Consider the following 23,166-nt stretch of genomic DNA (forward strand, 5'->3'; position numbering starts at 1 on the left):
CCCGGCGTCCGCCGGGATGAACGGGTTAAACGGGGCGCACCAAGACGATCTTCTTCTTGCCGGCGGCCAGCTTGAACACGCCTTCGGCGTTGACGTCGGCGTCTTCGATCAGGCGCGCGCCGTCAGCGATGGCTTCGTCATTGAGACGCAAGCCGCCGCCCTGGGCCAGGCGACGGGCCTCGCCGTTGGAGGTGCTAAGACCGGCCTTGGTGACGACGGCGGCGATCATGGCGCCGATCACCTCATCACGCGGCAGCTCGACGGTGGGCAGGTCAGCCGAAAGCTGGCCCTTTTCGAAGGCGGCCTCGGCGGCGGCGCGGGCGGCGTGGGCGGCCTCCGAGCCATGCAGCATGGAGGTCGCGGCGTCGGCCAAGGCCTTCTTGGCCTGGTTGATGCCGGCGCCTTCCATGGCTTCGTAAAGCGCGATCTGGTCCAGAGGCAGGTCGGTGAACAGGCGCATGAAGCGACCGACGTCGGCGTCCTCGGCATTGCGCCAGAACTGCCAGTAGTCATAGGGGCTGAGCTGCTCGGCGTTGAGCCAGATCGCGCCTTGAGCGGTCTTGCCCATCTTGCCGCCCGAAGCGGTCGTCAGCAGCGGCGTGGTCAGGCCGAAGGAGGCCTTCTGATCCACGCGGCGCACCAGGTCGACGCCCGAGGTGATGTTGCCCCACTGGTCCGAGCCGCCCATCTGCAGCGTCACGTTCAGCGAGCGGTTCAGCTCCAGGAAGTCCACCGACTGCATCAGCATGTAGTTGAATTCGAGGAAGGTCATCGGCTGCTCGCGCTCAAGGCGCAGCTTGACCGAGTCGAAGCTCAGCATCCGGTTGATGGTGAAATGCGTGCCGTAGTCGCGCAGGAACTCGACGTAGCCGAACTTGGACAGCCAGTCGTTGTTGTCGACCATCACCGCGTCGGACGGGCCGTCGCCGAAGGTCAGGAACTTCTCGAATACGGTCTTGATTGAGGCGATGTTGGCCTGGATCGTCTCGTCGGTCAGTTGCGGGCGCGAGGCGTCCTTGCCGGTGGGGTCGCCGACCTTGGTCGTGCCGCCGCCCATGAGCACGACGGGCTTGTGCCCGGCCTGCTGCAGGCGGCGCAGCATCATGATCTGGATCAGGCTGCCGACGTGCAGCGACGGCGCCGTGGCGTCGAAGCCGATGTAGGCCGTCACGATCCCGCTCGAGGCGGCCTCGTCCAGCTCCGCCGGGTGAGTCACCTGGTGGATATAGCCGCGCGATTGCAGGGTCTTGAGGAAGTCGGACTTGAAGGCTTGGTCGGTCATGGACGGCTCCGTAGCAGGGATGCCGGCGGCCGTCTTCCTTGTCGAGGAAGTCGCACCGCCAGCGAAGGCGGCACGAGATCGCGGCCGCTCGCTAGCTCAGCGAACGGTAATACAGGCCGGAAATGGCGCGGGCGGCGATCATGGGCGCTAGCTACGGCGTGCGTGACGTGGCAGTCAACCCGCCATGACGACCTCCTCCTCGACAAAGACCCTTCGCGTGCTCGGTTTCATGACCGGCACCTCGCTCGACGCCGTGGACATGGCGGTGATCGAAACCGACGGCGAAAACATCATCAGCTTCGGCCCCGCGGGCGAGATGAAGCTGGACGCCGAGACGCGCGCCATCGTCGAGGACGCCATCGAGGACGCCCTGGACTGGGAGCGTGACGAGGAAGAACCGGACAGCTTCGAGGACGCCCGCATGGCGGTGGCCGACGCCCACCTGGCGGCGGCGCTCAGTTTCATGGCGGTAAACGGCGTCAAGGCCAGCGCCCTGGATTTGGTCGGGGTGCATGGCCAGACGGTTCTGCACGAGGCGCCGACGCCGGAACTGCCGGGCCGCACGGTGCAACTGATCGACGCCCTGAGCGTGGCCGAAGGGCTGGGCGTGCGCACGGCCTATGATTTCCGCAGCGCCGACGTGGCGGCGGGCGGGCAGGGGGCGCCGCTGGCCCCGGTCTATCATGCGGCCCTGGTGCGGAAATCGGGCCTGAGCGGACCGGTCGCGGTGCTGAACCTGGGCGGGGTGGGGAACATCACCCTGGTCCGCGCCGATGGCGAGCTGGAGGCCTTCGACACCGGACCGGCCAACGGCATGGTGGACCTGCTGGTGCAGTCGCGCGGCAAGAAGCGCATGGACGAGGGCGGCAAGCTGGCGGCGGCGGGGACCGTCGATCAGGCCGTGCTGGCGGCCTATCTGGCGCATCCGTATTTCGCCTCGACGGGGCCGAAGTCTCTGGATCGGTTTGACTTCTCGCTGGACCCGGTTGCGAGCCTGTCGCTGGAAGACGCGGCGGCGACGCTGACGGCCTTTGCGGCCGAGGCGGCAGCGCTGGGCGTGGGGCGCTGTTCCGAGAAGCCGACCAAGGTCGTGGCCTGCGGCGGCGGACGGCATAATCCAGTCCTGCTGGCGGCGATCCGCGAGCGTGCGGGCGTGCCGGTGACGACCGCCGAGGACGAGGGCTGGCGCGGGGATTCCATCGAGGCCGAGGCCTTCGCCTTCCTGGCCGCGCGCTGCCTGCTGTGCCTGCCGATTAGCTTCCCCGGCACGACGGGCGTGGCCGAGCCCCTGACCGGCGGCCGCATCGTGGAGCCCGGCGAGCCGTGAGCCTGATTCAGTCCCAACGCTTTTGGGGCGTCGCCAGCGGTCTGGCGGCAGGCGCTCTGTGGGGGCTGGTCTTCCTGGCGCCCAAGGTCGCGCCGGAGGCTTCGCCGATGATGCTGACGGCGGGGCGATACCTGGCCTATGGCCTGATCGCCGCCCTGCTGATCGCGCCGCGCTGGCGTCGCGTGACGGCCGCGCTGGACTGGAAGGCGTGGCGGGCGCTTGCCTGGCTGAGCCTGGCCGGGAACATCGTCTATTTCGTCTTCCTGGTGGTCAGCGTCCATTTTGCGGGAGTCGGGGCCTCGGCCCTGATCGTCGGCATGGTGCCGGTCGTGGTCGCCCTGTGGGGGCTGAAGGACAAGGATTCGCCGCCGTTGAAACGCGTGGCGCCGCCGATCGCGGTCGCGGCCCTGGCGGTCGGCCTGATCGGCTGGGAGTCCATGAGCCAGGGCGGCGGGGCGGGCCACGACGGGGCTCAGATCCTGATGGGTCTGGTCTGTGCGCTGGCGGCCCTGTTGTCCTGGTCGGCCTTCGCCATCGGCAACAGCCGCTGGATGGGGCGGCTGCCCGAGGTTTCTCCGCACGACTGGTCGCTGCTGACCGGGGTGGTGACGGGTGGTTTCGCCCTGGTGCTGGCGGTTCCAGCATTGCTGACCATGGGTGTCTGGTCAGGCGAGGCCTGGGTGCGGTTTCTCGGCGTCAGCGTGGGCGTGGCGATCTTCGCCTCCATCATCGGTAACGCCTTCTGGAACCAGGCCAGCCGTCTGCTGCCCCTGACCATGCTGGGCCAGATGATCGTGTCCGAGACCCTGTTCGCCTTCCTCTACGGCTTTCTGTGGGAAGGGCGCGGACCGACCGTGATCGAGATCGCGGCCATGGTCCTGATGGTGATCAGCGTCGTCTGGTGCGTTCGCGCGCATCGCCTAGAGGCGATCCTGAGTTGTGACTGATTGCAAACCTTGCGATTGATATGTCCGCAATCGGCAGGCCCCGCATTCGCACTTATTCGAATAGGTCGCGCGAATCCGGAACTCCCGTTCGAAAAATGCGCGACTGCGAGTCGCGCTACGTTTTCGAACAGTACAACGTCCGCTTCTGACTCAAAGTGGACCTTTACGGTTTCCGCTCTCGGACTGACACCGGGAGCGTTTGATCTTAACAGTCTACTTCTGGAGGCTGGCGGCTTTGACGACTTCGTCGAGCTGACAATAGAGGCGCGCGGCGCGCTGCAGGGAGCGCCGGTGGAGGGGCAAGATGTCTTGTCTGACCCTGGCCTCTTCCCCCGCGAGCGTAAGGACCCAATAGCCGTCCTGACGCTCGATCCAGCCGCGCTCGGCCATGCCGGCTAGCTTGCGGCGAACGGTTTCGCGAGGAATGCCGGTGACGTCGGCTAGGCGGCAGGCGGTCATGCCGCGACGATCCGCTGGAGTATCCCCGAGGCTCTTGCCGCCGTCGCGCGCAGCCGCCGTCGCCTGCAAAGAGACCTGCCCGATATTCGTCAGGATGACGGGAGCATGCATATCGCCGTCGAAAGTGCGGCTGACGTCCGCCAGATGTTCAGCCAGAAACTCCACGAGCCGATACTGGTACCCGAGGTAGTCCGCCTCGAAGATCGCCGCCACTTCCGCCGCCGTCGGCCTGCGCGTTCTGGCAGGTTTCGCTCTGGAATGCGCGGGGGTGTCGTACATCCAGGAACTCCACAGCTTCATGGCCGGAATTCAGCCGGGAGAACAATGCACAAGGGCGCTTTTTGATCCATAGGCGCCCCAAAATGGGCGCCTTGAGCATTGTTGCCCCCGATGATCTGCCAATAGTTTGATGTCGTTCCGCCGATGTGGCGGGCGTTCTTATGAATATGCTTGGCGTTATAGCCGCCAAAGATTGCGGCTATTGTATCATGTTCTGTTTCTTATCTGGGGGAGGTGAGTACGGAGTGCGGATTTGCTCAGGCATTGCGCGAAAGGCAAGCGACCTGATGACAACTTCACGCCAGTCGGCGATCCTTTCGAACATCGGCCTCGGCGCCTCTATCGCACTGATCGGGGCGGCGGCCTCTCATCCGGCCCAGGCCCAGTCGGGCGGCAGCGACGGCGTGGCAGGCGCGCGGATCGGGGCGGTCGAGGTTATCGCCGTCAATCCTTCGGCCGATGCAGCAGTGAACAGCCGCGCGACGGATTGCGTGCGGCGGGCGGTGAACCTGTTTCCGGGCGATGTTTATTCAGAGGAACGTCTGTCGTTCGCCCTGGGCGCGGCGCGGAGGTGCGGTATGGTGGCGGCTGTCGCGCGGGATCTGGAATTCGGGGCCGACGGTCTGACGATCCGCCTGAACGTGACCCTGGGAGCCGCCGCCGAGCGGGCGGACCGGGGCGTCTTCCTTCAGGGCGGCGCTGACGACTTCCCGCTTCTGTACGACCGTAACGGCGTCATGGTGAAGACCAAGCTGGAAAGCATGGCCCTCTACTACGCCAACAACAACGCCTGGTATGGACAACCTGACGCCATGCTGAACGGCAATCCTCTGGTCGAGGGCAGTCCCGCCGGCCGCGGATACGACGACTGGGTCGAGGGTTTCGTCCACTATGGTCTCTACGGCATCGCGCCGCTGACGGACGAGCTCTACGTCTATGGCGGCCTGAGCGCGATCACCTCCGGGTCTTCGGGGCAGGAGTTGTTCACCGACAAGACCCGCAGCCATACGGGGGTTGAGGACGCCTATGTCGGCCTGGTCGCCGGGCGAACGACGGCGGCGGGCGACCGCTATGTGCTGAACCTGTCCGCCGGTCGACAGAGGTTCACCCTGGCCAACGCCTTCCTGATCGCCAACACGGCGGCGAACGGCCAGGAGCGCGCAGCCTTGCAGGCCAATGCTCGCTGGGCCGCCGACATGGTCGGCCTCGCCCAGTTCAGCGTCAACAACACCAAGCTGGAGGCTTTCTACGTCGATCCTGACGAGCTGCCCCTACTCGACAGCAAGACTCGCATCGCCGGTCTGAATCTGGAGTTCGCGCCCGCCGCTGGACTGATGGTGGGCGGCAGCTATCTGTTCGTGCCGCAGTCGAACGCCGCCTATTTCGGTCCAACGGGCACGCCGATCGGCACGCGTGATGGCCTGCGTCTGTACGATATGCGTTTCACCTACCGGCCGCATCCGGCAGGCGCCTCAGGCCCCTTCTTCGGCGGTGAACTGGCTCTGCAGACCCATGACGACATCAGCATGCGCGCCACCGCCGGCTACGGTGAGGTCGGCTACGACTTCGCCGGGACGAAGTGGCGGCCGTCGCTCAGCTATCGGCTGTCACACTTCTCGGGCGATGATCCCGCGACCTGCCGGTACGAGCGCTGGGACCCCCTGCTGTCGGGCGGTAACGGCGAGCAGTGGGTGCAGGGGGCCAACCACTTCAAGGTGGTGCAGGATTCCAACGTCACCGCGCACCGCATCCAGCTAAGGCTGCGACCCTCGCCGAAGTTTGAGATCGTGCCTCAACTGTGGGCCTTCCGGGCCGACACGCTGAACAACATCGGCGGCAACCCCGCGCTCAGCGTCATGGCTGATCGCGAGTATGGCTACGAGGCCAACGTGACCGGCAAGTGGTTCGCCTCGCACAACGTCTATGTCCACGGCCACGTCCCCTACACCCGGCCCGGCGACGCCGTGGAGGCGGCCCTGAACGGCCAGGCCCGCGACTGGCTGAGCGTAATGGCCTTCGTCCGCTACGCCTTCTGATCCCTTCCCCATTTCGAAACGGAGACACCCGATGCTTGACCGTCGAAACATGCTGAAGACTCTCGGCGCCGGAGCGGCCGGCGGACTGACCCTGGCCGGCGCGGCCGAGGCGGAAGCGGCGCTCACCGCCCAGGCCTCCGAAGCGCTGGGCCCCTACGCCCGTCCCTGGAGTCCGCCCAACGACAAGGACCCGCACGCCCAGAATATCGTGGCCTTGTCTGATGACTACTTCGTGCCCGGTCGTTTTGCCGGAAAGACGGTGATCGTCACCGGCTGCGCGCGCGGCATGGGGCGGATGGCCGCGATCCGCCTGGCGCGCGAAGGCGCCAATGTCGTGGGCGTCGACTGGCTGGCGGATGAGGGGCGGGCGGTGATCGACGGCATCCGCCGCGACGGCGGAAAAGCCGTCTTCGTGCCGGGCGACGTGTCGGAGAACGCGGTCTGCGACCGGATGGTGGCCACGGCGGTCGACCAATACGGCGGCCTGGACGCCGCCTTGAACAACGCCGGGGTGATGGACGCCATCTATCCCGGCGATCCGATCGATTACGACAAGCAAAAGAGCCTGATCATGGCGCGTATCGATCAGGCCTCAGACGACTATTGGGACGTGGTGATGCGGGTCAACGCCACCGGCGTCTTTCGCTGCCTGCGCGCCGAGTTGCGCCAGATGATGAAGCAGAACCGAGGCGGCGCCATCGTCAATGTCGCCTCGGTCGCCGGTCTGCGTGGATTCGGCGGCACACCCTCCTATGTGGCCAGCAAGCATGCTGTGAACGGCCTGACCAAGAACGCCGCCATTGACTACGCCCCCTACGGCATCCGGGTTAACTCGGTCTGCATGGCCAACACCGCAACGCCCATGGTCGAGCGCGCCATGCAGATCCTGCGAGAGCGCGCCCGTGCGACGGGCGAAGGCGGCGGCATCGGCATGATCAAGACCAAGAGCCTGCTCCAGTATTCCGACCAGCACGCGCGGGATTCGACCCCGGCCGAACAGGTGGCGGTGATGCTGTTTCTGCTGTCGCCGGAGTCCTCGAACCTGACAGGGGCCAACTACGCCACCGATGGCGGCTTCACCACCTACTGATATCCTTGAGGAGATACGTATGAATAGGCGCGACATTCTGCTGGCAGGGGCGTTGTCCGCCGCCAGCGCGACGACGGCCGCAGCGAGCGCGCGCGAAGCAGCAGCCGCCGACGGCTACTTCCCGGGTCGTTTCCGCGGCAAGACCATGATCGTCACGGGCTGCGCGCGTGGCATGGGAGCCGGCGCCGCCGTCCGCGCCGCGCGGGAAGGCGCCAATGTCGTCGGCGTCGACTGGCTGGGCGGTCTGGGTCGCGAAACCATCGCCCGGATCGTCGCCGACCGTGGCAGCGCCGTCTTCGTCGAAGGCGACGTGGGCGATCCGGCAACGTGTGAGCGCATGGTGCGCACGGCGGTCGAGACCTATGGCGGCGTCGATCTGGCGCTCAACAACGCGGGCGTGATGGACGGGGTCTTTTCCGGCGAGCCCATCGACTACGACCGCCAAAAGCCGCTGATCTTCGCCCCTCTGCATGAGGCGACAAGCGAATACTGGGACAAGGTGATCCGCACCAACGCCACGGGGGTCTTCAACAGCCTGCGCGCCGAGCTGAAGCAGATGGTGACCCAGGGCCGAGGCGGAGCGATCGTCAATGTCGGCTCGATCGCCGGGATGACGGGTCTGGCGGGCAATCCGGCCTATGTGGCCAGCAAGCACGCGGTGAACGGCCTGACCAGGAACGCCGCCGTCGACTACGCGCCTTACAAGATCCGGGTCAATTCGGTGAACATGGCGGCCACCGACACGCCGATGGTCGCCCGTGCGGGCCAGTTGGTCGCCGCCGCCATGCGCGCCAACCCCACGCCGCCGGGCATGGCCAACATGGGACGGGCAAAGACCCAGTCCCTGCAAGCCTACGCCGATCCCGAGCACAAGCCTGCCACCGTGGAGGAACAGGTGGCCATGATGTTGTTCCTGCTCTCTGACGAGGCCAGCAATTTCACCGGAGCAGTTTACGCGACTGACGGTGGCTGGACGGCTTACTGACGGCGAACCGGGATGTGCCTGCTTGAGGAGCGATGTCCGCTTTTCGGCGATGAACGGATGACCTCTTCTGGCGCATTCCCGACCTAGGTGGTCCATTCGCGCCTACGCCATGGATGTTGGCGGCCGATAAGCTGATCACGTCATTCCGTTTGATCCGGTCGAGGACTCGTTACTGAGGGCCAGCCTAGCGAAGGGCGGGTCTGTCCGAGTTCACAACCGCGCTTGCAGAGATTGTGAACAGTGTCTAATTGTTGGCGCCTCTCCAGCTTGACCGGGTTTCTCATGATCACTCCGAAGACAGTTACGCTCACAGCCTTGGCCGCGCTCGCATCGGCGGCGGCCTTCGCTCCGGCGGCGCTTGCGCAGTCTGTGATCGAGACTCGGGACGTCAATCGTGACGCGGTCCCGGCCGGGACGCCCGCCGCCTTTGTCGTCGCCTTCCCTGATGCCGAGCGCAATGAAGCTGTGAGGGAGGTCGGAGAGGACGCCTACAGTTTCGTCCCGCTCGCCTTCATCCCTCTTTCCGACACGCGCGTCGCCCTGGTGAGCACGGGTGCGAATGACTGCACCGGCCAAGCCTGCACCGGCCTCAACGCCGTCCACTACCTCTCCCATGACGCCGGGGAGCCGCGTTATCCTTACAGGCTTCAGGGAGAATGGCTTGATGTCGGCGCCGTCGGCGTGATGGGAAATCCCGCCATGCAGTGGGGCTGGACCCGGGCGATCACCGAACATCCCGTCCTCTTCACCGAGGCTGGCGGCGTGTGGCAGGGTCGGGCGTGCGGCTACGCTGTCCTGACCGAGCTGACGCCATCCGGACCGAAGGATATCGCGCGCATCCCGACCTCCTTCTCCGACGCCAGCGTCGAGGGGGGCGATCCCGGCGTCGAGGGCGTGATTACGTCGGCTGAAAAGGGACGAAGCTTCACGGTCTCCTACACCGGGTCTGCGAGTTTCGACGAAGTCTACAAGCGCGGCGCTGACGGTGCGTACCGGCTCGACGGTACGAGCCGGGTCTCCGCTTGCTGAGCAAATGAGCGTCGTCTCACCGACGCCGCGATGGTCCATGAGCGCCGCCGAGGGTGTGAAAGGGGCAAAAGGAGATCTCCGTGCGTATTTTCATGACAAGTCTGGCCGCCGCTATTTCGGTGACCTCCACGGGCGCTTTCGCCCAGGACATCTGCACGTCGCTGGACAAGGGTGATCTGTTCATCGGCCAGACGATTTCGCGGGAACGACAGCAGCAACTGATGGCGGAGGCCCCAGTCGGGACTCTGCATTGCGGTCGGACCGGCTGCACCGTGTTGGCGTCCGACGGAGTGAGTTACAACTGGCGCCGCGACGGGCGGATCGTCGGCAAGAAGATTGAACTGCCCGACCCGTCCTCACTCCCTGGCTGGCGCGGCCAGATCGATCAGGGTCTTGCCGATCGTCTGGGGCAGGCGACCTGCACCACCTTTACGGTCCTGGAGGAGGAGCTTGGCGGCGGTCACTCGTTGAAGAGCGCGCCTTTGTCGCTTTCGCAGGGACAGACGGTCGTCGCCACTCTCTTCGGTCGCGGTGGCGGGGATGATCCTCTGACGATCGAGATGCGCGCCGTCGAACCCTGACCCAAGTCCAAACCCGCCATCCCTGGGCGGACCCGAACATACCGAAGGATTCCGGATGACCCTCCGAACCACCTGCGCCGCACTCGGCGCCTTCGTCCTAGCTGCCACGCTTGCCGCCTGTTCCCAGGCTGAAGACGCCGAGCGTGGCGATGCAGCCTCGGCCTCGGCCCCGGCCGTGTCGAGCGCGCCTGTCGCGACCGCTGCGGCGGCGAAGGATGGCGAGGCCCCTACGCTGTCAGCCTACATCGGCAAGCACCCGACCGAACCGATCCAAGGCGTTACCTTCTTCCAGCACCCGGCCGTTCGAGCCGCGATCGTGGCCTCGGGCGCGGACCGCGACATCCAGAAGGCCATCGTTTTCGACGACAATGTCGTGGGCGTGGTGACGGAGACGCGCGGACGTCTGTTGCTGCACGGCTATGATCCGGCGGGTGCTGGCTCGACCAACTGGGCCATCCTGATGATCCCGGACGGGAGCAAGGCGGCGGTCTGCTATTCCACCGGCATCGAGGGCTATGAGAAGGGCGCTGACTGGTATTTCGAGGGGGATCTAGCCTTTACCCTCTATACGCCTTGCCCCGCCGAGGAAGGCGACATGGAGACGCTGAGCAACTGGCCGATCGGTCCCATTCCCGGCTGATGATACGTCAGGGCGAACTCGGCGACGCAAGCCGGGCGCCCGGACCCCTGGAGACGCATCAGATGGCGTTAGGTTTTCTTGGCGGGCTGGCTGCGGCTCTGGTTCTGGGCGCAGCCCCTGTGGCTGCGGCCCAGAACAGCCCGCCTGACGACGAGGCCGCGGCGGCCCGCGCCGCCATGAAGGAATGGATGAGCGCCAGTCCCGAGTACGCCAGGCTCCAGCTTGATCTGGTCAAGGCCCAGGCGGGTCTGGCGGTGCGTATCGAGCGGCTGGTCGTGATCGGGGCGAGGTGTGAGCTGCTGAGCGAAGAGGATGGTCAACTGATCATCGCCAACGCCCGAGCCGAGATGGAGTTCGGCCAGTCGGTGCTGTTCGAGGATCAGCAGGCGGACTTCGCCCTCTATTACGAAGGTCTGCGGAAGGGCGCCTTCGTCGCCGCCGATCCGGGACTGCCCCGACCGGACGAGTGCGAGGACTTCGCCAGGCCGGGTGGGACGCTGGTCAAGTTGCTGACCTGGACGGGACGCCGACAGTTCATCAGCCCTGGCATTGTCGCTAGTCCCAGAACCATTCCCTGAAAGCTCCTGCGTCTTGCGTTGCGATTATCGCGAGGGGTCCGGCAGGCGTTCGGCCTGGAAATAGGTTCCAGCGAGGGAGCCCCCGAAGCCGCAATAGGGCGGGGAGCTCGCGCCGTTCGGGGTGGCTTCCTTGACGATGAGCGTCGTGCCCTCGGTCTTGACGTTCAGGCTCCAGGCGGCCGCGTCGTCTATGTGGTCAAAGCGCGCTTCGTCCTCGCCGATCCACTCGCCTTTTCCGCTGGCCTCGCAGACCCAAGGGGATCCGGCTTGGCCCGTGGTCTGAGCTTCGAAGGTCAGAACGCCGGTCGCCCACTGGTTGATGACGATCTCGCCGTTAAGGTTGCGCCAACGCCCAACCACGGTGACGAGGGGATCGCTGCGAAGGCTGTCCAGGAAGGCGAGGCGGCCGGACAGTCGCTGGGTCAGTTCCTCGCCCAGGACCGATCCGGTGCGGGTCGCGCCGGCCTCATCCCGCGCGGCGACGAAGGCGCGTTGATCACGTCGAAGCGCCTGGGCGTCCTTGGGGTCCAGTTCCGCCATGACGGCCGCGTATCGTCGGGCGATCTGTGCGTCCAGCCTGGCCAGGGCCGGCGTCGAGCAAATGGCGGTCTCGACGGGACCGGAAGCGCGGCGGCAATCGGCGCCTTGGGCGGCCGCTGGAGTTGCTGCGCTCCAGATCGGAAACGTCAGGGCCGCGGCGACGAGCAGGGGTGAGACCCGGGCAGCCTTGGAGTGGAAAGAGTGAAACATGACCTCAACCTGGATGATGTGTCAGGCGTCAGCAGCGCCCGTAGGAAAACGACAGCGTCGATCTGCTGATTGGATGGAAATTAAAGCGGAATCGCGTGGAGGCATGGCCATCAAAGGCCGTTATGTGTGGCCTGTTCACCCTGGCGCGCCGGTCCTTCGGTAGAAGCCGTCGATGTCGGAGCCCATGCCGCAAAAGCGAACGGCGGCGCCGCTGTCATGAACGAACACGCCCTCCGGCCCCACGCGCACCTGGATGACCGGGGCGTCGGCCCCGATGTCGCCGGCGGCGATCGTGTTCAGTTCGCCTTCGAACGGAACCAAGCGAGCCGCGATGACGTCTTCGGAGTCCTGAGACCCCACCGCCTGAAGTTCGCAGTCGGCGGCTGTCGCGGGGCCGTTCGGGACGCCCCCGGCCCTGAAAGTGACGCGCCAGACTTCACCCTCGCGATCCAAGGTCATGGTCGCGGCTGCCGGTTCATCCCGCTGGAACACGGCGTCGGAATCGGCAGCCCTAGCCTTCGGTTTCGGGGGCGTGGCGCGAGGCGCGGCCGGTGAACCTTCAGGCCCAGCTCTCACAGGGGCGCTCTCGGCGGACGAGGGGCCGCAACCCGCCAAGGTCAGGAGGCCGATGGCGGCAACGGGCAGGATGCGCATGAAATTCTCGCAAAAAACGACACGTCAGGCGAGGAAGCATATCTGCAAATGAACGACGATCAATATATTAAGGGTGTGCGTCTGTAATGCAGAGCCAAGGGCTGGGATTGAGGGTGACTCAGTGATGCGATGGTCGAAGCCTAGTTTGACGTTGATCCTTGGCGTCTTGCTGACGGGCGCAGGCGCCTTGGCGGGATGCAGCGGCGCCGGCCAATCGGTCTGGGACATGGCGCGCGGCCACGTCCGGGCCACGGCTACAGCGCTGGATGGTCGGCTGTTGTCCCAAGACCGGGAGGAAAGGGGTGCGCTTCTGTTCGCTTTTGGCGATTATGGCGGTCTGAACACCGACGCGATGCAGACGGTCGCCGTGCCGTGGAAGCTGACCTCGGCGGCGCTGGTCATGGCGCAGGCGCCGGAAGACGTGTCCCAGGCGTCGCTTCGTCGGATTCTGGCGAGCTATGGTTTCCTGTATCCGATGGAGATCGCCAACTGGCCGGACGGAGCTGGGCCGCCCCCGAGGCCTGAGGCCGTGCTGGGCGTCACCCTGGGCGTTGGGCGACGCAGCCTGCCGCCGATCGAACTACAGATCGGCAATATCGGCTGCGCGGCCTGCCACGCCGCGCCCACCTATGACGCAGACGGGCGTCCGGCGTCGGATCGGGTCTGGCTGGGCGCGCCCAATCCCTCGCTAAACTTGGAGGCCTATACCCAGGGTCTGTACGCAGCGCTGCAACTTGGCGTGGCGCAGCCTGAGCGCCTGATGGCGACGGTGGACCAGCTGTACCCGGATATGACCGAGCGCGAGCGCGCGACGCTTCAGTCCTTCGTCATGCCGCGCGTGCGTGAACGGATGAAGGCCATCGCCGCAGCCGGGCAGGGGGTTCTGCCCTTCTCCAACGGCCTGCCGGGCGCGACCAACGGGGTGGCGGCGTTAAAGCTGCAACACGGCTTGCTGGCGAACGATCCGCACGCCATGACGCGCGAGACGGGGTTCACCTCCATCCCGCATCTGGCCGACCGCGCCTGGCGCAGCGCCTTGCTGTGGGACGGCGCCTATGCGCCGCCGGGCCAGGAACGGTTCCGGCCTATGGAGGCCAGCGACTTGACCGAGGCTCATCGTGATCAGTTGGCCGCCATCACCGCCTATTTCACCGTGCCGAGCATGGGCGTGTCGGGCGCGCAGTCGCGACGGCACGTCCCTGACGTGAAGACGGCCTGGGCCTTTCTTCAGACGGTGCGGCCGCAGCCTTTCCCCGGGCGGATTGACCAGGCCCGCGCCGCCGCTGGACGCGAGATCTTCCAGCGGACCTGTGCATCTTGTCACGGGACCTATGCCGAGACGGCCGAAGGGCCGCGACTGGTCCGTTTTCCCAACTGGGCAGGCGACGTGGGGACGGACCGGACGCGCGCAGAGGCGCTCACGGAGGATCTGGCCGCGCGGGTCAACGCCTCGCCTTTGCGGGCCTCGATCTCGGCGGCGTACACCGGCGTCTATGCCGCACCGCCGCTGACGGGGCTTTGGCAGAGCGCGCCCTATCTGCACAATGGCTCGGTTCCCAGTCTGGCGGCCCTTCTGGGTCTGGAGGAACGGCCCGTGCGGTTCCGTGTCGGCGGCCACGCCATGGATATGCAGCGGGTCGGCGTCGCCTATCCGGAGGGCTATCGCCCCTATGCGCAGCCGGCCTGGGTGGACACGCGCCAATCCGGGTTGAACGGACGGGGGCATGAGGCGCCGTTCGCCGGGCTCAGCCGCGAAGACCGGCTGGCCCTGCTGGAATTCCTGAAGCGGCTCTGATCAGACGATCAGGTCTGCGACCGAGCGGCGGGCAGGCGGCGGCAGGGCGTCGTCGGCGGCGCGGCCGATGCGGAAGGCGGTTATCAGGCGCGCGCCGGGCGGCTGTTCGAAGCGCGTCGCCAGGGCAGAGGCGGCCGCCGGGTCATCGGCCAACACCGTCATCGGAGCAGCGGTCAGGCCTTGGCGCGTGATTTCCAGCCAGACCCGGTGCCAACGGCGCCCGGTTTCGAACGGCGTCTCTGCGACAGGGCGGTGGAACAGGGCGACGGCCGCGCTGGACTTCACCACCGAGGCTTCTCCGGTCAGGGAGCCGGCCAGGCCCAGCCGATCAAAAAGCTCGAACACGCCCGGCTTCAGCACCAGCCCCGCACCGAGGGCTTCGACGCCTGACATCTCCATGGCGCGGGCGTTCAGGCCATCCACGCTCCAGCAGGGATGGCGTGGCGACAACCGCATCCAGGCCAGAAGTTCAGCCCGGAACCCGCCGTCGCGAAAACCTTTCAGACTGGCCTGATCGTTGAGGCGCGCGACATGGTCGATGTCGGCGCGATCGCGCAGCACGGTCAGGTCGCGCGCGGTCTGGGCCAGGGCGTCCAGCGCCGCCTCGGCGCGGTCGGGGGTGAACTTTCCGCGATAGGTGCGGCGTCGGGTCAGGAAGGGTGCGAGCGGGTCTGGCGTTGCTTCGCCGGTCACGATCAGGCGGACGATCTCGCCCTCTTCGGGCGCGGCCAAACCGATCTCAAGTCCCCGCAGGCTGGCGGCCAGGACGAAGCCTTCGACCGCCGCGCCGTGGCTGGCGGCGACATCGCGGCCCGTTGGGTCGCCGACCGGCAGGGTGCGACGGGGCGCCTGCATGACCGCGACCGTGTGGTCGTCGATCCGGCGCCAGACGGTGGGCTGGATATTGTGGACGTTGGGCGACAGGGCGGCGTCGGCGACGATGGCGGCGAAGGTCTCGGGCGTCATGCTGCGGCGTTATCCAGAACCTTGCGGAACAGGTGGGTGCGGTGCAGCCGTTCGCCGCCGATCCGTTCGAGCTGGCGCAGGCTGGCGCCGTTGACGTCGGCGATCCACGTGCAGCCGCACTCGCGATAGCCGCGCTGCTGCAAGGCGCCGATGACGCGCCACAGCATGGCGGGATTGACCCCCTGGCCTTGCGTCTCGGGCATCACCGAATAGAGGATCAGCACCGCGCGTCGTGGCCGGAACTGCATCTTCAACCAGGCCCAGAGGGCGCGAGGCCCGTAGGTCGCGCCGGAATCGCGCACGAAGGGGTTGAGGTCGGGAATGCAGATGACCACCCCCATCGGCTGGCCCTTGTAGTGGATGACCGACGACAGGGCCGGGTCGAGAATCCACATCATCTCCCCAGCCTGGAACTCGAACTCCTCGCCGGTCAGGGGGACGAACATGGGGTTGGCGTCGAAGCCGCCGTTCAGGCACAGGCGCGCCTCCTCCATCCGCGGCTTGAAGCGGCGTCGGTCTATGGGGGCGAAGGTCCAGTCGTCGGAGGTCAGAATGGCTCGGGCGCCGGGCGTCAGCAGGCGGTCGCGATCCACCTCGCCAGGACGAAAACGGAAGGTCGACATGGGGAATCCGGCGGCATAGCCCATGGCCTCCAGGCGAGCGGCCAGATAGGGCGGGGACCAGACCATGTCGGTGAAGGGGGCGTGCTCGAATCCCTCTGTCACCAGGCCGATTTGCTGCATGGCGGTCAGGTTGAAAGGGCCGGCGATTTCGTCGTCGCCGTGTCGGAGTGCAAACTCCTCAATCCCGTCGAACAGCAGGCGCAGCGCCTCGGGATCGTCGGCGGCGTCGAGATAGCCGAAATAGCTGCGCGACAGGCCGTGCCGTTCGTTCGACGCCGGGTGGCGGTGCGCCGTGGCCCGCGCGACGGGCTGACCGTCGCGTATCACGACCAGCACCGCGAGGTCGCCGCCGCCTTTCAGCAGCGGGTTCTTGTGCGGATCGAGATAGCGCTGCAGGTCAGAGCGCATTGGCGAGACGTAGGGCGTATCCTTTGGATATACGACGAAGGGCGTGCGGAAGAAGGCGTCGAAATCGCCCCGGACCAGGGTCAGGCTCATGCAGGGTCTCCGGCGTCTCGAGCGGTGACCATGGCCGCCATCTTCTGAAACAGTGCCATGGCCCGCTCGTCTTCCTCGGCGCGTGTCGAGCCGCCCAGGGCGATCAGGGCGATCCGCAAGGGGGCGGCGTTGATCAGGATAGCGTGGGTCGAAGCGTGCCGACGCAGCAGGTCGCGAAGCTGCTCGCGGGCGTCGCGTTCGGCCTCGGACGGGGCGTGGTTCAGACGGGTCAGGTCCATCACGACGTCATCCGCGAAGGCGGCGTGCAGCAGGGCGGGATCATAGGCCGACAGGTCCGCCCCTTCGGCCAGAACCAGACCTTGCAGGGGCGCGGCGCGCGACGCGGTGTCGATGAACCGGCCAAGGTCGGTGGTGTCCGCCGTCGCCAGGGTCTGCTCGAACAGGCGGCGTTGCTGATCGCCGCCGCCCGACTGAAGGCGTAGCAGAACCGACAGGGCCAGCAGGGCCGAGACCGTGATCGCCAGCACGCCTTCGGCCTCCAGCAGGGAGGCCGGAGGGCGCAGGCGCAGCAGGGCTCCGGTCAGCAGGAGGGAGGTCGTGGCGGCCAGCGCCAATTCCTTGAGTGCGTCAATCCAGCGGCGCGGGGCGCTGGCCCGGCCGCCGCCGCATAGGCCAGGCCCAGCATGCCCAGGGCGCTGAGCCCGAACGGCGAGATCAAGCCGAAATCGGTCAGCGCCAGAAGGCCCGTCGCCAGAAGGGCGCGGCCGTAGGAATCGAGCGCCGCATTCTCCATCGGGGCCAGGGTCGAGCGGTCGCGAAACAGGATCAGCCCCAGAACCAGGGCCAGGGCCAGGGGCACATAGAGGGCCAGGCTGAAGGCCCGCTCCAGCCCCGATCCGGCCAGAATAGCGGCGACCAGGCCGAGCACCGTTCCGCCCGCGATGATCAGCTTGATCGGCAGGGGCGCATGGCGTCGCAGCAGGTTTTCGGCCAGCAGCAAGGCTCCCAGCGGCAGGGCGCAGGCCAGGATCAGGCTGACCAGGCCAAAGCCCTCGACGCCAGTCGCCCTGGCCAGCGCCCGGCAGGCGTAGAACAGGCCCGCCAGGCCGAAGACCAGCATCAGTACGTTCTGGACCGTGGTGCGGCCCTTGCGGCTGACCAGGACCAGAGCGACGGCCAGCGCCCCCAGGGCGCCGAAGCCGTCGACCAGCATCTGAATGTCGGCGGCGGTGGTCATGCCAACAGACGCTGCATCATCCGGCGCACCAGCCAGCCCCTGGCCCAGGCGACCGGGCCGGGAAGAGGCCGTTCGACCCGGGCTTCACGCACATTCAGGAACCAGCCGCGACAGTCTGTGCGCGTGCGCCGTCCCATGATCAGGGACAGGGCCTCTCCCGCCATAAGGGCGCCGGCGGTGACCACCATGGGGGCGAAGCTCATCCGCTTGCGCTTGCCCGCCGCCATGTCGGCGGCGGCTTGCAGGTCGACATGGGCGTGGGACGAGGAATGGGTCAGCACCCACTCGATCTCCTTCAGAAAGGCGTCGCTGGCCTGGTCCGACGTGATCTCACGCCACGGCGTCCCGTGCGTCGGGTAGTTCAGCCGGTCTTCCGGGCGCGGATCCTCGGGCCGCACCAGGATGACCGAGGGCAGGGGCGAGGCGTAGGCGTCGATGACGCTGGCCCCGCATCGCCGGGCGACACGATACAGTTCGACCGTCGCCGCCACGTCATCGCAGCCGTTGACGATGACGGGATAGGCGCGCGCCAGCGTCTCCAATTGCTCGGTCCATTCGGCGCCCAGAACCGTCAGATGCAGGTCGGGGTTGATCTTCAGCAGGCCCTCCGCCGTGACCTCGGCCTTGGGCCGGTCCACGGTGTCAGTGAACGCGAAGACCTGGCGGTTCAGGTTGGAGACCTCGAAGGTGTCCAGGTCGGCGATGGCGATGCGGCCGACCCCGGCGCGGACCAGCATCTGCACGCAGGCCCCGCCCATGCCGCCGACGCCGGCGACGAAGACGGCGCCTTCCTTAAGGCGCGTCTGTTCCTGTTCGCTGACAAAGCCCAGGTTGCGGGTTGTCATCTCGGCATAGAAGTCGTCGGTCATCGGGCCTCTTTCCAGGGTCTGAGGACGCCCCAGGGGCGACTGGCCGAAAGCCAGTAGATCAGCGGCAGGACCGCCATGCGCGCCGCCATGATGACGACCAGACCGCCCAGCCCCATGGCGGTCGTTGGCGGCGCGACCTTGCGCAGATAGCGCCCGGCGGCGGCCATATCGATGCGGCCGATCTGGATCAGGTCGTCGCCCCGCTCATAGTCGAGCTGGTCGCGGCAGAAGGCGTTGTAGGCCTCTGTTCGATGCGGCGCGGCCTGCTCAAACGCCTTCTTCAGCGCGTCGGAGCCGCCGGTATAGGCGTCAGTGATGACAAAGCGCGCCTCGTCGAATCCCGCCTCTGGGCCGACGCCGAAAGCCGCCCTGTGCCGGGCCATGATCTGACGCGCCAGGGTCAGGTGATCGAAGCTGCGCCTTGCGCCAGGACGTGGGGAAGGAAAGACGTCGGAAAAGGTCTCGGCCACCATGCCGACGACGGCGGGCACCTGGCTGACGTTGGAGATCCACAGCGGTCGGCCTTGCCCCGCCAGGAACATCAGGACGCAGGTCAGGCCGTAGAGGCTCGCCGACATGCCGCGCCGCCGGAAGGACGGATCGACCATGACGAGGCCCAGATGCATGACCTGGGTCGGGCGGCCTTCCAGTTCGGCCTCCAGCAGAGACAGGACGTTGAAGGCGACCGGCCGGGCGGCCGCCCCCTTGCCCTGATAGACCACGGTCACGACGCAGTTCCTCAGCCGCTCGGCGTCGCCGCCCAGAACGCCATAGGCCAGGGAGGCCTGATCCAGCGTCGTCGCGGCAACCGACCGCAGGTCGGTCGTTAGGGCCTCGATATCCGGTCCCGACAGGGTCAGCCCAGGGCGCTCGACGATATGCGTCGTTAAATCCCGACCCGAGCGCCAATGCAGATTGATCATACGACCGTCATTCGAGGGACGGCCCGCGCGCGTCCGCCAGCTTCACTGGAACGGTCGCCCTGAGCCGCGTCAAGGCGAAGGAGCATAGTTCGAAATGAACGTCGATCAATAAAGTGCAAAAACAGATGTTTCTTCGGCTTTCCCAAAGTGGGATTCTGCTATGCACGCCCAATGGGCAGACGATCCGATCATACGCGGCAAGAGCTGGAACACCTGTTTCTGGTCGAGGGCCACAAGCATATGGCCGAGGTCGGCTTCGCGCGCTTCTCCGCGCGGGAGGTGGCCAAGCGGATCGGCTATTCCATCGGCACCCTGTACAATGTCTTCGGCACCCTGGATCAGCTGCTGATCGCCATCAATACGCGGACCTTCCAACTTTGGGCGGAGGAGGTCCGGGCAGCCCTGGAGAAGAGCGGGCCAGATCGGATCCGCTGTCTCGTTGAGGCCTATTTCGGCTTCGCGCGCGCCAATCGTCACAGCTGGACCGCCATCTATGACCATCATTTGCCGCCCGACGTCGTCCTGTCCGATGAACAGAATCAACGGCGCGGCGGGCTGACCCAGATCATCGTGGACGAGGTGGTCGCCGTCCTGCCGTCCAGGGTGCAGGCCGACGCGCCGCGTCTGGCCCGTTCGCTCATCGCGGTGGTTCACGGGCACTGCGTCTATGATCTGAACGGCAGTTTCGCCCTGATGGGAATCGAGCAGCCCATGGAGCTGGCGCTGGAGCGCGTCCGTGAAAGCCTGAACCATGCCGGCGCATCGATGGATGGGCTGAAGTAACGCCGCCGCGCCCGCTCATCCCGATGACTGGGCGTGTGCAATGGCGACATAGCGCCATGGGCCTCGGATGGCGGCGTCAAACGGCCAGCAGGTGCTGAGAACGAGGGTGGGGGCGACCGCGCGGGAGGCGATGGCGAACCGGTCGTTGCGGACCACATAGCCGCCTTGCATGCGGAATGAGGCGCGGTCGCCGTCAGTGGTTTCGACGACCACGACATCGCCTGGCTGAAGATCCTGCATGAAGCTGAAGTGGGTGTCGCGATGGGCCGCGACGACGGCGGTTCCGTTCTGACCGAGGGGCGCGCTGCCGGGTACGAGGGTCGGTCCGAAGGCCAGGGCCTCGCCGGAGCCGCCGGACAGGATGATCTCGGAAACCCCCAATCGCGGCACGATGATCCGCGCGACGGGGACGGCGTCGGCCCAGGGCCAGGCCTTGACCGGAGCGCTCGTCGAGCGCGACTTGGCGAATGCGCGTTCCAGCAGCACCTGGGCCAGGACCGCCTTGGCGGGAATGACGGCGCCCTGACCTGCCAGGCACAGGCCCGCGACGGACAGGGCCATGAAGCCTGCGGTCGGGAGGGCGCGCCATCGGCGCCCTCCCTTGGCGGCGGGGGGAGGGGGCGGTTTCACGACCGCGCGCGCCGACGTCGCATGACCATCAGTCCCAGTCCGCCGATCAGCGCCAGCCCCAGCCCCGCCCACACGGACAGCGCCCATGCGGTCGCCGTCTGCGGCAGGTCAAAGGGGATGCTGGGGTCGTCGGTCGCGGCTTCGGTCGACCGAGCGCTGTCGGGGGCGGGGGCGCCGAATATGCGGTCGAAGTCCCAGCCTGCCGGCAGGTTCAACGGCAGTTCCTCCTCGGTCAGGCGTGCGCCCTGGGGCCGCGAGGGCGTGCGGTCAACGGCCACCAGGCTGGTCTCCCGGGTCACGATCGAGAAGTCGAGACCCAGTTGGGCGATGGTCTGGGCGGCCTCCTCGGCGCTGATCTGATCCAGGCGATGGCCGACCTCGGCGTCGGTGATGCGGCGTCGGGCCCAGAGCTTGGCGACGCCCACGCCTTCCACAGCCTGGTTGAGATTGATGCGACGGCTCCAGGGACGTCCGTCCAGCATGCCGGAGACGGTAATCGATCCCCGAGGATTCGACGCACGGGCCAGAAGGATGAGCGGCTCGCCTTCGTAGAGATCGGGCAGATCGGCCGGGGCGAACTCTGCGTCGCCGCCTTGGGTGACCACCCGCAGGTCGGTCAGGACCGGACGGGTCAGGCGGTCCAGCAGCGCCGACATGCGGGTGATGACCTCGCGGGTGTCGCCGATATGGGTGTAGGTCCCTCGGCCGACCTCGGCCATGCGGTTCATCAGGAAGCTGTTGGGCGCGCTGCCGATGCCGACCATGAAGACGCGACTGCGACCCCGGTTCGAGCCGAGCGCGGCCAGCATCTGGTCTTCATTGCTGATTGAGCCGTCGGTCAGAAAGATCACCTGGCGCACGCGTCCGGCGTCTTCGGGCGTGTCGTCCACCAGGGCGGCTCTCAAGGCCGGCAGCATTTCGGTGCCGCCGCTGGCCTCGAGCTGATCGGCGTAGCGCAGGGCCAGGGCGATCTGTTCGCGCGTCGCCAGGACGGGCTTGTCGAACAGTTCGGTCATGGTGTCGTCAAAGCGAATGACGTTGAAGCGGTCGGTCGGTGAGAGGCTGCGCAGGGCCAGCTTCAGGCTTTCCTTGGCCTGACGCATGGAGTCGCCGGACATCGAACCGCTGTTGTCGATGACGAAGACCAGTTCGCGCACCGGCGGGCTCCTGCGACGGTTGCTCTCCGGCGGCGAAATCAGCGCCATCAGATAGTCGTCCGCCCGTACGCGTTCTCGGAACAGCTCCACGCCGGGGGCGGTTTCGGCGGAACGCCACCTCAGCTCGAAATCGCGATTCGACGGCGTTGAACCGTCCTTGAGGGTGATGGTCCGCGTCGATCCCGCGCCCTCGACGATCTGGATGGCGTGATAGGGGCTGGTGATGCCGGTTGGCGCGAAGCCGGGGTTCAGGCGCACCGTGATGGATACCGGATTGATGTCCGCGTGGCGACGAGGGTTCAGCACCGGGGCGCGGGTCGCAGCGACGTCAGCCGCCGACGTATCTGACGGGGCGTAGCGCGGCCCTACGACCAGCGGCAGCCGGAATCCATATTCCCCCGAAATGCGGCGCACAGGGGCCTGGTATTCGATCTCGATCAGGACGGTTTCGCCCGGTCCGATGTTGGCGACCCGGTTGGTGAACATATTGGGGCGTTGCTGCTCGACCAGACCGGCAGCGCGACCTTCGGCCTTGGCCTGTTCATAGATTTCCCGCGCGGCGGCGCGTCGGTTGATCTCGCCGATGATCACCCGCTGGCCGACGACCATCTTCAGGCTGTCGACCGCGCCGTCTTCGGGCAGGGGATAGAGATAGGTGGCCTCAACCCAGTCGCGACTGGTGTTTCGGAATGCCTGGACCACCTTCACCCGCGCAATCAGGCCGGTGACGGTCACGTCCATGTCCGTGCCCAACTGCACCGCGGAAGGCGTCGCCCCGTCCCTGGCCCGCAACAGAAGGGAGCCGGAGGTGATCTCGTCGCCCGGCGCGAGTTGTCGCGCATGGGCGAGTGAGGTGAAGCTGAACATCATCACCGACAGGACGAAGACCGACAGCCTGGCGATCAGGGCGGCTCGACGTCGGCCGAGCCTTGGGAAAGAGCCAGGGCGGCGCCTGGCGGCGAGGGGCGGGGTCATGGGGATGCTCCTTGATGGAGCCTTTTCACTAGGCAGTCGGATGTGCGCACAGCCATGCGAAATCGAGGCAAATCTCCGCCATTGTCCGCAAGCGCAGCGGCGGTAGGGCCTT

At 66.7% G+C, this 23,166-nt stretch carries 23 protein-coding genes; 11 read left to right on the forward strand and 12 right to left on the reverse strand.

Going from position 1 to position 23,166, the window contains the following annotated elements:
• Positions 1–25: 25 nt before the first annotated feature.
• Positions 26–1,282, reverse strand: a complete 1,257-nt coding sequence (gene tyrS / locus HX774_RS15110) for a tyrosine--tRNA ligase (protein ID WP_178828079.1) — start codon at positions 1,280–1,282, stop codon at positions 26–28.
• A gap of 184 nt (positions 1,283–1,466) precedes the next feature.
• On the opposite strand from tyrS, the gene HX774_RS15115 reads away from it, so the two are divergent.
• Complete coding sequence (locus HX774_RS15115; RefSeq protein WP_178828081.1) at positions 1,467–2,609, forward strand: anhydro-N-acetylmuramic acid kinase; 1,143 nt, start codon at positions 1,467–1,469, stop codon at positions 2,607–2,609.
• Entirely contained in the window at positions 2,606–3,556 is a 951-nt protein-coding gene (locus tag HX774_RS15120; protein WP_370523710.1) for a DMT family transporter, read from the forward strand. The genes HX774_RS15115 and HX774_RS15120 overlap by 4 nt, the downstream gene beginning before the upstream one ends.
• A gap of 213 nt (positions 3,557–3,769) precedes the next feature.
• On the opposite strand, the gene HX774_RS15125 is transcribed toward HX774_RS15120, so the two are convergent.
• Positions 3,770–4,294: a helix-turn-helix domain-containing protein gene (locus HX774_RS15125; RefSeq protein WP_178828083.1), complete on the reverse strand. Its 525-nt coding sequence runs from the start codon at positions 4,292–4,294 to the stop codon at positions 3,770–3,772.
• A gap of 287 nt (positions 4,295–4,581) precedes the next feature.
• Between HX774_RS15125 and HX774_RS15130 the strand changes: the two genes are divergently transcribed.
• The 7 genes from HX774_RS15130 to HX774_RS15160 all read left to right on the forward strand — a co-directional run bounded on the left by HX774_RS15130 (position 4,582) and on the right by HX774_RS15160 (position 11,233).
• Positions 4,582–6,330 (forward strand): hypothetical protein, encoded by a 1,749-nt coding sequence (locus tag HX774_RS15130; protein WP_178828085.1) that lies wholly within the window; start codon positions 4,582–4,584, stop codon positions 6,328–6,330.
• 31 nt (positions 6,331–6,361) lie between these two features.
• Positions 6,362–7,420: an SDR family NAD(P)-dependent oxidoreductase gene (locus HX774_RS15135; protein WP_178828087.1), complete on the forward strand. Its 1,059-nt coding sequence runs from the start codon at positions 6,362–6,364 to the stop codon at positions 7,418–7,420.
• Between the two features lie 19 nt (positions 7,421–7,439).
• On the forward strand, positions 7,440–8,405 hold the full coding sequence (locus HX774_RS15140; protein WP_178828089.1) for an SDR family NAD(P)-dependent oxidoreductase: 966 nt from the start codon (positions 7,440–7,442) through the stop codon (positions 8,403–8,405).
• 282 nt (positions 8,406–8,687) lie between these two features.
• Positions 8,688–9,434: a hypothetical protein gene (locus HX774_RS15145; protein WP_178828091.1), complete on the forward strand. Its 747-nt coding sequence runs from the start codon at positions 8,688–8,690 to the stop codon at positions 9,432–9,434.
• An 80-nt stretch (positions 9,435–9,514) separates the two neighbouring features.
• Positions 9,515–10,015: a hypothetical protein gene (locus tag HX774_RS15150; RefSeq protein WP_178828093.1), complete on the forward strand. Its 501-nt coding sequence runs from the start codon at positions 9,515–9,517 to the stop codon at positions 10,013–10,015.
• Positions 10,016–10,070: 55 nt separating this feature from the next.
• Complete coding sequence (locus tag HX774_RS15155; RefSeq protein WP_178828095.1) at positions 10,071–10,655, forward strand: hypothetical protein; 585 nt, start codon at positions 10,071–10,073, stop codon at positions 10,653–10,655.
• 62 nt (positions 10,656–10,717) lie between these two features.
• Positions 10,718–11,233 carry a hypothetical protein gene (locus HX774_RS15160; RefSeq protein ID WP_178828097.1) on the forward strand — a complete coding sequence of 172 codons (516 nt, stop codon included), beginning with the start codon at positions 10,718–10,720 and terminating at the stop codon, positions 11,231–11,233.
• Between the two features lie 24 nt (positions 11,234–11,257).
• Here the strand turns inward: HX774_RS15160 and HX774_RS15165 are convergent, their stop codons facing one another.
• Positions 11,258–11,983, reverse strand: coding sequence for a lysozyme inhibitor LprI family protein (locus HX774_RS15165; protein ID WP_178828099.1), 726 nt, complete (start codon positions 11,981–11,983; stop codon positions 11,258–11,260).
• A gap of 135 nt (positions 11,984–12,118) precedes the next feature.
• Positions 12,119–12,442, reverse strand: coding sequence for a hypothetical protein (locus tag HX774_RS15170; protein ID WP_178828101.1), 324 nt, complete (start codon positions 12,440–12,442; stop codon positions 12,119–12,121).
• 340 nt (positions 12,443–12,782) lie between these two features.
• On the opposite strand from HX774_RS15170, the gene HX774_RS20280 reads away from it, so the two are divergent.
• Entirely contained in the window at positions 12,783–14,432 is a 1,650-nt protein-coding gene (locus HX774_RS20280; protein ID WP_178828103.1) for a c-type cytochrome, read from the forward strand.
• Here the strand turns inward: HX774_RS20280 and HX774_RS15180 are convergent, their stop codons facing one another.
• The 6 genes from HX774_RS15180 to HX774_RS15205 are packed head-to-tail and all read right to left on the reverse strand — an operon-like array spanning position 14,433 to position 19,509.
• Positions 14,433–15,398 (reverse strand): hypothetical protein, encoded by a 966-nt coding sequence (locus HX774_RS15180; protein ID WP_178828105.1) that lies wholly within the window; start codon positions 15,396–15,398, stop codon positions 14,433–14,435.
• Positions 15,395–16,519, reverse strand: a complete 1,125-nt coding sequence (locus HX774_RS15185) for a GNAT family N-acetyltransferase (protein WP_178828107.1) — start codon at positions 16,517–16,519, stop codon at positions 15,395–15,397. Before HX774_RS15185 ends, HX774_RS15180 begins: the two co-directional genes overlap by 4 nt.
• Positions 16,516–17,094: a hypothetical protein gene (locus HX774_RS15190; RefSeq protein ID WP_178828109.1), complete on the reverse strand. Its 579-nt coding sequence runs from the start codon at positions 17,092–17,094 to the stop codon at positions 16,516–16,518. The genes HX774_RS15185 and HX774_RS15190 overlap by 4 nt, the downstream gene beginning before the upstream one ends.
• A complete protein-coding gene (locus tag HX774_RS15195; RefSeq protein WP_178828111.1) occupies positions 17,061–17,717 on the reverse strand; it encodes a hypothetical protein in 657 nt (218 codons plus the stop codon). The genes HX774_RS15190 and HX774_RS15195 overlap by 34 nt, the downstream gene beginning before the upstream one ends.
• Positions 17,714–18,586: a ThiF family adenylyltransferase gene (locus HX774_RS15200; protein ID WP_178828113.1), complete on the reverse strand. Its 873-nt coding sequence runs from the start codon at positions 18,584–18,586 to the stop codon at positions 17,714–17,716. The genes HX774_RS15195 and HX774_RS15200 overlap by 4 nt, the downstream gene beginning before the upstream one ends.
• Positions 18,583–19,509: a hypothetical protein gene (locus HX774_RS15205; protein ID WP_178828115.1), complete on the reverse strand. Its 927-nt coding sequence runs from the start codon at positions 19,507–19,509 to the stop codon at positions 18,583–18,585. Before HX774_RS15205 ends, HX774_RS15200 begins: the two co-directional genes overlap by 4 nt.
• 171 nt (positions 19,510–19,680) lie before the next feature.
• Here HX774_RS15205 and HX774_RS15210 point away from each other — a divergent pair, with 171 nt between their 5' ends.
• Positions 19,681–20,292 (forward strand): TetR/AcrR family transcriptional regulator, encoded by a 612-nt coding sequence (locus HX774_RS15210; protein ID WP_178828117.1) that lies wholly within the window; start codon positions 19,681–19,683, stop codon positions 20,290–20,292.
• A 15-nt stretch (positions 20,293–20,307) separates the two neighbouring features.
• Here HX774_RS15210 and HX774_RS15215 read toward each other — a convergent pair whose 3' ends face one another.
• Positions 20,308–20,853, reverse strand: a complete 546-nt coding sequence (locus HX774_RS15215; RefSeq protein ID WP_178828119.1) for a class GN sortase — start codon at positions 20,851–20,853, stop codon at positions 20,308–20,310.
• A 65-nt stretch (positions 20,854–20,918) separates the two neighbouring features.
• Positions 20,919–23,054, reverse strand: a complete 2,136-nt coding sequence (locus tag HX774_RS15220) for a marine proteobacterial sortase target protein (RefSeq protein WP_178828121.1) — start codon at positions 23,052–23,054, stop codon at positions 20,919–20,921.
• Positions 23,055–23,166 lie beyond the last annotated feature (112 nt).

This window comes from Brevundimonas sp. P7753 (assembly GCF_013386595.1).
GTDB lineage: Bacteria > Pseudomonadota > Alphaproteobacteria > Caulobacterales > Caulobacteraceae > Brevundimonas > Brevundimonas bullata.